We start from the raw sequence: 11,907 nt of genomic DNA, 5'->3' as shown, positions 1-11,907 counted from the left end.
CCGTTTAAGATATACTAACAGTATACGAAATATTTCCCATTGTTTTCAAGTATGTTTTAAAATGGAGTGTGAAAGGGCGATATGGATTCCCCCCATGCAGGCATTGATCTGGATACCATCTGCATAGATGATTTGGTCTCCCAAAAGGCAAATCGCCCCAAGGAGGAGATTGCATCTGACCCTGAAAATTACCGGGTCTTTGTCAATTCCATTTTTAAGAAAATGAAAAGCCAGAAAGCCTTTTTGTCCTTTTCCCGGCAGATCAATAATGTGAATCAGATTTTGAATATGACCTATTCCTCGGCCGATGATATCGCCCGGGTGATTCTCAAGGACCTGGCCCTTACCGCCCAGGTTCTCAAACTGGTGAATTCGTCTTTTTACCGCCAGTTTTCCCAAAAAGGAATTTCAACCATTTCAGAGGCCATGATCATCCTTGGCACGGATGAGGTCAGACAGATCGCTGCCAGCCTCAAGGTCTATGAGATGATGAAGGGACTGGCCAATTCAAAAATCCTCAAGGAAAAGACTTTAAAAGGACTCCAGCGCAGCATTATGGCAAGACAGATTGCCGAGGATATGGGGGGTAAAACCTCTGATGCCCTGCAGATTTCAGCCATGGTCTATGATCTTGGGGAATACCTGGTGGCCCTGTTTGACCCCCAGACCTATATCCGTGTGGAACTTGCCATGGAAGACCAAAAAATTTCCAGGGAAATTGCCGCAAAGCAGATTGTCGGCCTGACCTATTCCGACCTGGGCCGGGTGGTGGCCCTGAAATTGAACCTGCCCCAGGATGTGGTCCAGGCCATGAAGCCCATCCCCAAGATCCCCCATGGCCGGACAGATTTGGCCCCAAAAGAGACCCAGCGTTATTTGTGCGCCTTTATCAAGGCCTTATCCGATATTTCGGACAAAGACCCCTGTGAAGAGGCAGGAAAGGTTTCTGACACGTATTTTGAAATCCTTGATATTGATATGAGAACGGCTGTGAACCTGGTCCGGATGTCCAGAGAAAAAATGGTGCGCCATGCTGAGCTTCTGGACATTGATCCTTTGGTGGACAATACATTGAACAAAAATCCTGGCATCAAAGATAAAAAAGAGCTGCTCCACGGGATGACCCGGATAAAAGACGCCCTTGATCGGAAGATGAGTATTCACAAGGTCTTTACCCGCCTTGTGGGCGTTATGGATGATTGTTTTTATTTTAACCAGGTGGTCATCAGCATCAAGAAAAAAGAGACCAGCACCATGGAACCCAGATTTTTTAAAGGAGACCCCCGGCCTGAAGATATTTTATCGGCCATGGCCTTTAAAATTGAATCCGGTGCCGATCTTTTTAACCAGTCCATCCTTGGGCAGACAGATATGATTGTCAGGGATATTAAAAAAGAATCCTATAAAAAGCAGGTGCCCTCTTGGTATCTGGACCGGGTATCAACGGTGCTGAAGCTAAAAGGCTTTGCCGTTTTTCCCGTGAGGTGACGGATTATATCCAGGTGTTCCGGGAGCTTATGATCAAAACCTTTACCCTTCATTCAAGGTGATTTTATTCTTTGGTGATTTTGTCGGGATTAATACGATTCTCATATTCTTGGTGTAATCTTTTAATAATTTTATGACAAGAATTAGGAGAGAGTATGATCTGGGAGGCAGATCCACCGGATATCAAAGAGGGTGACTGGGCACTGAGGCTGGACAGGCTTGACTATGCATTTCAGCCCATTGTGAACATCCATACGGGCAATACCTTTGCGTTTGAAGCCCTTGTTCGCTGCCATGAAGCGGCCGGGTTTTCTTCCATTGACGATTTGTTTGACAAGGCCTATGAAAAGGGGCTGCTCCACCAGGTTGACCTGGCCCTGCGCAAAAAGGTATTGAAAAAATTTTCTTTATTCTACAGGCAAAATCCTGTCAAGCTCTTTTATAACCTGGACAACCGGCTCTTTGACTCCATGGATTATTCACCCGGAAACACCCTGGGGCTTCTTAAGGCATTGGGGTATTCCCAGAATGACATCTGTTTTGAAATTTCTGAAAAACATAAGTTCCATGATAACGGGGATGCGGCTAAAATTCTGGAAGCCTACCATTCCCAGGGCTTTAAAATTGCTGTGGACGATTGCGGCACAGGATTTTCAGGCCTTCAGCTGATCTATTACACGGAACCTGACTATATTAAAATAGATCGGTTTTTTATCCAGAATATGGAAAATGATCCCAAAAAACGGCTCCTGGTCTCCACCATGGTCAATTTTGCCCATCTCATGGGCAGTCTTGTCATTGCCGAGGGCGTGGAAACCCTGGAGGAGTTTGCCCAGTGCAAGGCCATTGGGTGTGATATGGTCCAGGGGTATTTTGTCCAGATCCCCACCCGGAACATGGAAGAACTCAAACCCAAATATAAAAAAGTCCGGCAATTGTCCCGGCAGGAAAAACGCCGTGGCCAATTCCAGGACAGATCCCTGATTTCAGGCAAGATCCAGTACGTGACACCTGTGAACTCTGACTGCGATATAATTTTTATTGTGGATCGGTTCAGAAAAGAGGAACAGTCTATGTTTTTCCCCGTGGTCAATGAGTATGACGAACCTGTGGGCATCATCCGGGACTCGGCCTTTAAAGCCTATATTTTTTCAAAATTCGGCAGGCCGCTTCTTGAAAATCCTTCGTTTGGAAAGGATCTGTCTAAATTTATTTTCAAAATTCCCATTGCCGATATTCATTCTTCTGTTGAAAAACTCATTGAGACCTATTCCCAGTCAGTGATGTCCGGTTAGGTTTTTGCTTGCTCAATAATTTTTTGATCTTTGACAATATTGTCCCTGTTTGAACTATGAGAGCCTTGCTCCTCGCAGCCAAACAGGTCATTTAGAATGGCGGTTCGCAGCTGCCGAACTCTTTTGATCGTGACCTTTTCATTAAACTGTTTTTGGCAATGGATTGCCAGTAACAGGTAAGTGATAAGGCCGCCAAGAATCTGAACCATAAGGCCGTATTCACTGCGGGCAATGAGATGATATACCTTCAGATGTTCTTTCCACCATTTGAAAAAATCCTCAATGGTCCACCGGAGTTTATAAATTGTTGCTATTTGTTCCGCTGTTAAATCATGCCTGTCAGTTGCCACATAGTATTTGACGCCAGCAATTTTATAGCCAACAACCCGAACAGGCCTTTTCGTCTGGTTTTGATTCGGAGTACCAAGTTTAACCAGTGCATCATAAAAAATGTAGCTGTCGGAAGGGGTCTCGTGGTTATCAATAATTGTTCTTGTTGTCCTGGTTTTTATACGGCAGACAAAATGTTTGCCTTGCTCCTGAAGCAGGTCAAATTCTTTATGGGATTGATATCCACGATCCATAACACCTGTTTGCCCCTTGGAAAGTATTTTGGGAACAAAAGTGCGTTCAGCGCCGTTGCCTTCAGTCAAAAAGATTTTGTTTGGGATTCCGTGATTAATGTCAAATCCGCAATGTACTTTGGCTTTTTTACTTCCTTTTCTGTAGTTCGCCCAGTGCATTGAAAGGACTGCATTTATGAGACTACCGTCAATGGAAACCAACTCTCCTAACTCGGCGTGTTCACCCGGATGACACTCAAGAGCCTGTTTATAAAGATCCTCAAAGATAAATTGCAGTTGTTCGAGTCCCCTGTGATTGATGGCTTCACAGAAACTACTACGGCTGATACCACCGTCTGGCGCAATATTTTCTTTAGCAAAAACATTCTCCTTGAGATCCTGAATTAAATGTCGGGCAGACTTGTGCTCCTGAAGATGGAAATAAACCAAAGCATTTATCTGGTCTTCGAATGTCATTTTTAAAGGGCGGTCTCCTCGAGATTGTAATTCCGGTGCTTTTGAAAGTGACTTTATCAGAGGGCACCTGAAATTGTCAAAGTTCAGGGACCGTAGTTGTTTTTTAGGGACTGAGATGTGCGTCATTTGAGCTCCTTGAGTTAAGTTTTCAAGGCGCACAAAAATTTTTACGCACATTTGTCAACACAAAACCGACTGTTTTTTCAATGATTTTAGATGCTTTTTATATGCAACAACCTAACCGGACACTACTGATTCCCAGTCAGTGATGTCCGGTTAGGTTTTTGCTTGCTCAATAATTTTTTGATCTTTGACAATATTGTCCCTGTTTGAACTATGAGAGCCCTGCTCCTCGCAGCCAAACAGGTCATTTAGAATGGCGGTTCGCAGCTGCCGAACTCTTTTGATCGTGACCTTTTCATTAAACTGTTTTGGGCAATGGATTGCCAGTAACAGGTAAGTGATAAGGCCGCCAAGAATCTGAACCATAAGGCCGTATTCACTGCGGACAATGAGATGATATACCTTTGCCGGGATATTCAGCCCGAAGAGACAGGAAGGTTTGTTTTTGAAACCAGAGAATTATCTTGACCCGAATATGGCAGGACGCCTTTTCTTCCGGCATGGGAAATCTGAGTTTTTCCAGCCTGTTTTCTGTCTTTTTTATTCGAAATAATGGGTTGACATTAAATTCTTTTCCATAATAAGTAATCGTTAGTCTAAAAAATCCCCGACAGTGATGCAGGCTCCGGATTTAAATGCCGGAGCTTTAAATATTGGCCTATAAATTTAATGCTTAACCTAAAAGGAGAATTCATCCCATGGAAATGAGATTTTCAAAATTCAATGATGCGCTAGGCACTAAAAACAGGGGAAATGCCTGCGAGTCAAGCCTGTGCACCCTGTGTCGGGCAGACTGTAAAGGCAAGTGCGAAACCTGGTTGTCCAGCATGGTGGGAAGAAAGCTGCTCTATCCCAGAAGTTTTGGCCTTGTTACGGCAGGGGCCAATAACACCACCCATGTCGGGGTATCGTACAATTCTCTGAGGATTCAAGGGTATGTATACGGGGCACAGGGCATGGGCGAGAATTTAACCAACAGCCCTGATGACTGCATTTTTCCCAATGTCAGCCTTGAAACCTCCTTTGGGAAGAAAAAGAAGACAAAGGTGCGCATGCCTTTGATGACCGGGGCCCTGGGGTCCACCTTTATTGCTGAAAAATACTGGGATTGTTTTGCCATTGGCGGCGCCCTTATCGGTATTCCCGTGGTCGTCGGGGAAAATGTGGTGGGCGTTGACAGAAATTCGCAAATCGGTACAGGCGAAATCAAACAGGGTAAAATAAAAAGCGCGCCTGAATTTGACCGGAGGATCGACACCTATCTGAGGTATTTTGACGGATACGGAGCCATTATTGTCCAGCTCAACGTGGAAGACACCCGAAACGGTGTGGCTGAATACGTGATGGACAAGTACGGGAATAAATGTATCATAGAGCTTAAGTGGGGGCAGGGGGCCAAGAATATTGGCGGAGAGATCCAGGTCAGAAGTCTTGAATATGCCGTTTTCCTCAAGGACAGGGGCTATGTGGTGGATCCGGATCCCTCTTTGCCCGAGGTCCAGGCCGGGTTTGAGCAGGGGGCGATCAAGTCCTTTGCCCGGCATAGCCGGCTGGGGTCCACCCATTTGTCCACCGTGGCCCAGGTCCAGGAGGATTTCATGAATTCCGTGGAGTACCTGCGCAGTCTGGGATTTGAGAGAATCACCCTGAAGACAGGTTCCTACGGCATGGAAGAACTGGCAATGGCCATCAAGTTTTCAACCGATGCTGAACTGGACCTGCTCACCATAGACGGGTCAGGCGGGGGAACCGGCATGAGTCCCTGGAACATGATGCAAAGCTGGGGGGTTCCCTCCATTAATCTCCATGCCAAGGCCTGTGAATATGCCAGTATTTTATCTGCCAAGGGGAAAAATGTCGTGGACATGTCCTTTGCCGGCGGATTTGCCCTGGAAGACCATATTTTCAAGGGCCTGGCCCTGGGGGCACCGTACACCAAACTGATATGCATGGGCCGGGGCATCATGATCCCGGGATTTCTGGGCGCCAATATTGAAGGGGCCATCTATCCCGAGCGGCGGGCCAGTGTCAGCGGCAATTGGAATGAGCTGCCCAAGAACGTTCTTGAAGTGGGCAAGACCGCAGATGAGATCTTTGCCGGCTACCATGACCTTGCCGACAAGGTGGGCAAGGATGAAATGAAAAAAATTCCCTACGGCGCCATTGGCTTTTACACCCTGGCAGACAAGCTCGGATGCGGCATGCAGCAGCTCATGGCCGGGGCCAGAAAATTTTCCCTTGACCAGATTTCCCGGAACGAGGTCTTTTCCGGAAACAGGGAAACTGCCCAGGAAACAGGCATTCCCCATGTCACGGACGTGAACAATGAAAGCGCTAAGAAAATCCTGAATTCATAGCCTTTTGGACCGCAAATTTTATAGCTTGAACAAAATAGCTTGCTTTTTGGCCCATTTACCGCGTTTCATCAAAGGTCAAACAGGCCTTAAATGCTTTGCATGCTCCCTGGTTTTCCAGGGAGCATCTCCTCTATCAATGCCCTTTTTGTTTTATCCCCGAGCAGTTCATACGGTCTATATGCATGTGTTCATATTAAATTTTAGCCAGGATATTGAAATCATAAGCGGTATATTTGGGTCAGGAGCAACGACCATGCTCCTGTCATCTCGATTACTTAGACGCCACTCCTAATTTTCCTTTACAGCTATATTGGTTTTCATTGCTGATCGTGCCATCAGGACAGATCACATTCGGCCACACAGTAGAGTCCAAAACGATTTCTTCTAAAATAGCATTTTTGAAATTAGCACTTTGAATATTAGAACCGCTGATAATCGCTCCAGTTAAATCAGCACCTTCAAAATTGCAGTTAGACAGGTCGCATGAGCTTAAATCGGCACCTTTTAAGTCTGCATTGCGAAAATCACTTCCACGTAAAATGGATAAATGGAAAATAGTCTTTCTAAGATTTGCCTTTTGGAAATTCACATTGCGTAAGGTTGCATTTTTAAAATTGACACCATTTAGGTTGCATGCCTTCAGAGATGCGCCGGTTAGATTACACCCTTCCATATTTGTTTGGGAATAACCGGCAGATATTATAAATAAATTTAAAATGATTATACCAATTGTTAAAATAATGCGTTTCATAAATCACTCCTTTCCTAATAAAATTTAAATGTCATACGCTGGAATTATCCTGATTCATTTGAATAAATGCATCTGTGAAAATACCAAATTTAAAATTAGCCTCTATCAGACAAAAAAGGATTGGGGGCTTGTTGATCACTAAAAAAGGGCACTGTCGGGGAGAAACTTGTGTGGAATTAATAGAGTATAAAGATGTTGGGGACCATGCTCACCCTGATAGTAATAACGGATAAAAAAAGGATTGTCAATTAATATAAATAACTGATTTTATAAATATATATAAAGCCTGTGATGGGATTGGTCTCAGCAATACTTACAAAAGATATTCAAAATTAGAAGTATACATCGGTTCGGGGTCTATCCAAAGAATCTATGGGGGATTTTTATCTAAGTTCAAAAAATCCAGGATGGTTGTTTTGACCCTTTGGCTGGCCACGGTTGCCAAAATGAATTAAATTCCCAGAGTTTTTCTTTGTATCCTGTAAATTGTTTCAATTCCCTTATCTGCCGCATCCAGAAGCTGATTCAATTCTTGCCGGGTGAAGGTCCCCTGCTCCCCGGTACCCTGAACTTCCACAAGGTCCTTGCCGCATTTTACCACATTCATGTCCACACAGGCATTGGAATCGTGCTCATAGTCCAGATCACACACCACACCTCCGTTCACAATCCCCACACTCACAGCTGCAACCTGGCCTGTAAGATAGTACTCAGGTCCGGTATGCCCCTGCTGACTGGCAAGTTTGCCCAGGGCATCATAAAGGGCTACCCACGCCCCGGTAATGGACGCCGTCCGGGTCCCGCCATCTGCCTGAAACACATCACAATCGATGAGGATACTTACAGGCCCCAAACGAGTCAGGTCTACGGCCGCCCGAAGGCTTCGTCCGATGAGCCGTTGAATTTCAGTACTCCTGCCGTCTTTTTTGACCCCGTCCCGGTGATTTCTCCCCCCTCCGGTGCTCCCAGGAAGCATGCCGTACTCGGCGGTAAGCCATCCCTTACCGCTCTCCTTTAAAAAAGATGGCACTGTATTTTCAATAGTGGCGGTACAAATTACACGTGTATTGCCAAAGGAGACCATGCAGGATCCTGCCGGGTGCATGATAATATCTCTTTCCAGGGTGACGGTTCTCACAGTTGACTCCCCATTCTCATTGTTGTTTTTTTTTGCAGATGTACCGTTGGAACCGCTTTTATTCGGGTCCAGGTTTGTCCGGTTGATTTTTTTGTATATAGATCACATATTAACAAGTCAATTGCAAGGCTGGGCCTGATCCTCCATCAAGGCACCATCTCCTATGCCCGAATATTTCACGAACCGATTTTCCTCAACTTGCCAGTTTCTGGCCTTCAGGTTATGAAATATCCGGGCTGATGGAGGCCGGGAAAGGGCAAAACCCAGATTTATGCAGATAAACAATTCAGGTGTTGGCTAAGTTAGAGGAAGACATTTCAAGCGTCGATCAGGTCCTTTTTTAAAATCTTACCCACAGTGGACTTGGGCAGGGTGTCTCTTATTTCCACCTCAATGGGCCATTTGTACTTGGCCAGTTTTTTGGAGCAAAATTCAATGATTTCCTCCTGGGTGACAATTTCTCCTTGTTTGAGCTGCAAAAAGACCTTGATTGCCTCGCCTCGTTTGGGATGGGGAATACCGACGCAGCAGGCTTCCGCCACCTTGGGATGTCCATAGAGGACTTCTTCGATTTCTCTTGGGTATACGTTGTACCCGCCCGAGATGATCATGTCCTTTATCCGGTCGACAATGAAAAAATAGCCATCCTCGTCCATAAAGGCAATATCTCCCGTGTGAAGCCATCCATCGCGGGTAAGGGTTTTACAGGTTTCCTCCTGGCGGTTTAAATATCCTTTCATCACCTGGGGGCCTTTGATCATAAGTTCTCCCGGTTTTCCCACGGGCATTGGGGTTATTCCGTCTTCGGTGTCAACGATGCGGCAGCTGACGTCGGGCAGGGGAAGGCCGATGCTGCCGGGTTTCCTTTTGCCCTTGAACGGGTTGATATGGGTGACCGGGCTGGATTCGCTCAGCCCGTATCCTTCGATAATGATGGAGCCTGTCCGTTTCTGGAAGGTGTTGATAATTTCCACCGGAAGGGGAGAGCTGCCTGAAAAGCTTTCTTCAAGACTGCTCAAATCCCGGGTTTCCATCTCCGGATGATTCAGCATGCCGATGAACATGGTGGGGACCAAGGGGGCAAAGCTGGGCTTGAATTTTTCAATGGCGTCAAACAATTGCCGGGGCTGGGGTTTGGGTACAAGCACATTGGTCCAGGCCATGTAAATGGCAAAGTTCATGGAAGTGGAAAGACCAAATACATGGAAAAAGGGCAATGCCCCCAGCAGGGTGCCCTCTCCTCTGACAAAATTGGGAAACCAGGATTCCAGCTGCTGGATCTGGCAGCTCAAATTCCTGTGGGTCAGCATGACCCCTTTGGGAATCCCGGTGGTGCCTCCGGTATACTGGACCATGGCCAGATCATCCATGGCAATGGCCGGTCTTTTTCCTGTTTTTCGGGCGGCCTTGAGAACCTCTTTGAATTGAAAGAGATTGTCTGCCAAGGGAAGGGTTGCTGAAAGCCCTCTTTTTTTGGCAACCAGAGGAAAGAGCAGCCGCTTGGCAAGGGGGAGAAAATCTCCCATTGAGGTGTGGATGATCACCCGGATCCGGGTCTTTTTCCTGAGTTGGACCATTCGCTCGGCCAGAAGATCCATGGTGACCAGAAGTTTTGCCCCTGAATCGTTGAACTGGTATTCAAGTTCCCTGTTTGAATACAAAGGGTTGTTCATGACGGCGACAGCGCCGATGCGCAGGGTGGCATAGTAGGCAACCACGCAGGGAACCGTATTGGGTAAGAGGATGGCAACCCGGTCACCTGAGCTGATTCCAAAGTCCTGGAGCACTGCGGCAAACCGGTCGGTCAGTCTGTTTAGTTCCTGAAAGGTAATGGTATAGCCCTGGAAAATCAATGCCACTTGATTTGGATATTCAAGGGCTGCCCGGTCCAGGAAATCCGGGATCAGGGTCTGCGTATATTGAATGGTTTTGACCATTTTTGCATCATAGGCCTTATACCATGGATGGGTATGATAATTTCCATGCTGGGACATGGCAGTTTCCTTTTGTTAAATTTAAAGGATGTTGTTTATCAGCCTGTCTGCCTTAAGGCAAGTGTAGATTTTAAATGAGGGAAAAATACGATCTTCCCCTTGTAATCCGGTGGGGGATAAGGATGATCTTCAATATTTTTTATCCTTGTACCATCAGACATAATGCAAATTATTTTAAGATTCGAAAATATCTTTTGTCGTGTTTGAGCTATTTAAATAAAGTGTAGACTGTGAAGGGAAAGTCAGGGGTGGATTTTCAATTTTAAAAAAACCGGGCTTCATGTTAATAGTTCCCGCCCGGACCTCAAGGCGGATCATCCCGTACTACATTTTCCAATCCTGCCGGGGTTAAAATCGGGACCGGTCAACTTTTATACCATTATTGAACACCCTGGCATTGCTCATCTACCTTGCGGATACCATTTGAATACATTATCGTTTTAAAATTCAGACACCATATGTATCGTATTCTGGACGTCGCAAATAATCCAATGAGAATTCGAAAATTATTTTAAGGATCGGTAAACAAAGACTTTCCTGAACCTTCGTTGGTTTTACTTTATTATGAATAACCGTTAATGGGCCCTGTTAAAAATATATTCATCAATACCCTGTCCTTTCACCTTTTTGTTTGTGATTGTCCAGTTGCTGATTCCAGTTCCCTTGGCACCGGTTGGGAAGGTGATCTTCACCTCCTCTTTAATGACGGTCCCTCCTTTGGAATGAGTCCGTTTATAGGAGAGAACATTACCTTGAACCACGCCTGAAAATCGGTATTTTTTTGATAGGGTAATCTGAACATTCTTCCCGCTTTGTCTAAAGTCAGCCGTCCCTTTCAAGGTATTCATGGGCAAGTTCAGTGTGTTGGATTTGCCGGTCTTTGACCACTTCCATTTCCCGGTCAAATCCAGAGGACTCAATGGTTTTTGAACCTTTTCCCGGGGTATAAAACGCTTACCCCGGACCAATAGTTCATATTCCTTTATATTACCGCTTTCTCGGTTGACACTGATAAAATACTTGCCCGGTTCAAGGTTTGCTTTCAGCATGAAGTTTTTGTTTATTCCGCTTTTTGAATCGGCTGCTACCGGGTTGCAAAAACTGTCCTTGAGTATCCCTCGTGTGTCAGCCTTCCCTTTGGTCCACACCGTCAGACTGGTAGGCCGGGCCAGGAGGATGTGAAATACGTCAATGTCTTTTGCGTCATGGAATACTCCGGTGGCCGTTGACTCCATAAAAACTTCAGTGGTATGCCCGCAATCATTGCTGTGATCGTCACCGGAATCGGGTTCAGGCAGAGCTGAAGATCCCATGAGCGGTTCCATATCCTCTTCCCGTTCTCCTGGTTTAAAGCGGACATAAAGGTCGTATTTGCCAGTTATCCTTTGGGGCGAATAGACTTTGACAAACCAGTCTCCCGGGCCAAGGGTGGCGGCTTTGCTGGTCAACGATCCCCGTTCAGGGATATTGAAACAAAGTCCGTCCAGAATTTCTACGGTGGCTGATCTCAGCTTTCGGACCGAAGCGGTGAGTTTTCCTTCCCGTTTCAAAGTGACTTTATAATAGTCGATATCCTGCTTGTCCTTGAGTTTACCGCTGATCATGGCATTGGCCCGGATTTCCCGATACTTCAGCTTACAGCCGTTGTCAGAGGCCGTACTTGTGACAGGCAAAATTATAAGCAGCGCCATCATTACAATTAATTTCTTCATTAGTTTTCC

Annotated in this window: 7 protein-coding genes and 2 pseudogenes; 3 read left to right on the top strand and 6 right to left on the bottom strand. The window is 45.8% G+C overall.

Going from position 1 to position 11,907, the window contains the following annotated elements; translation table 11 throughout:
- Nucleotides 1-81: 81 nt before the first annotated feature.
- Nucleotides 82-1,550 (top strand): annotated as a pseudogene (locus HUN05_19415) (HDOD domain-containing protein).
- Between the two features lie 93 nt (nt 1,551-1,643).
- Nucleotides 1,644-2,783, top strand: coding sequence for an EAL domain-containing protein (locus HUN05_19410; protein ID WDP87023.1), 1,140 nt, complete (start codon nt 1,644-1,646; stop codon nt 2,781-2,783).
- Here the strand turns inward: HUN05_19410 and HUN05_19405 are convergent.
- A complete protein-coding gene (locus HUN05_19405; protein ID WDP88150.1) occupies nt 2,780-3,949 on the bottom strand; it encodes an IS4 family transposase in 1,170 nt (389 codons plus the stop codon). The genes HUN05_19410 and HUN05_19405 overlap by 4 nt on opposite strands.
- 150 nt (nt 3,950-4,099) lie before the next feature.
- Nucleotides 4,100-4,351 (bottom strand): annotated as a pseudogene (locus tag HUN05_19400) (IS4 family transposase).
- 299 nt (nt 4,352-4,650) lie between these two features.
- Between HUN05_19400 and HUN05_19395 the strand changes: the two are divergent.
- Nucleotides 4,651-6,303 carry an FMN-binding glutamate synthase family protein gene (locus tag HUN05_19395; protein ID WDP88149.1) on the top strand — a complete coding sequence of 551 codons (1,653 nt, stop codon included), beginning with the start codon at nt 4,651-4,653 and terminating at the stop codon, nt 6,301-6,303.
- A 271-nt stretch (nt 6,304-6,574) separates the two neighbouring features.
- Here the strand turns inward: HUN05_19395 and HUN05_19390 are convergent, their stop codons facing one another.
- The 4 genes from HUN05_19390 to HUN05_19375 all read right to left on the bottom strand — a co-directional run bounded on the left by HUN05_19390 (nt 6,575) and on the right by HUN05_19375 (nt 11,898).
- The gene (locus tag HUN05_19390) at nt 6,575-7,054 is read right to left on the bottom strand and encodes a pentapeptide repeat-containing protein (protein WDP87022.1); all 480 of its coding nucleotides are present in this window, start codon (nt 7,052-7,054) and stop codon (nt 6,575-6,577) included.
- Nucleotides 7,055-7,505: 451 nt separating this feature from the next.
- Entirely contained in the window at nt 7,506-8,279 is a 774-nt protein-coding gene (gene rph / locus HUN05_19385; protein WDP88148.1) for a ribonuclease PH, read from the bottom strand.
- 230 nt (nt 8,280-8,509) lie between these two features.
- Entirely contained in the window at nt 8,510-10,186 is a 1,677-nt protein-coding gene (locus HUN05_19380; protein ID WDP87021.1) for a long-chain fatty acid--CoA ligase, read from the bottom strand.
- Nucleotides 10,187-10,761: 575 nt separating this feature from the next.
- Nucleotides 10,762-11,898: a hypothetical protein gene (locus HUN05_19375; protein WDP87020.1), complete on the bottom strand. Its 1,137-nt coding sequence runs from the start codon at nt 11,896-11,898 to the stop codon at nt 10,762-10,764.
- Nucleotides 11,899-11,907: the final 9 nt, after the last annotated feature.

It is taken from the genome of Desulfobacter sp., assembly GCA_028768545.1.
In the GTDB taxonomy this organism is placed as follows: Bacteria; Desulfobacterota; Desulfobacteria; order Desulfobacterales; family Desulfobacteraceae; genus Desulfobacter.
The sequence above is the reverse complement of the archived record's forward strand: the minus strand, read 5'-3'. Positions and strand labels throughout refer to the sequence as shown.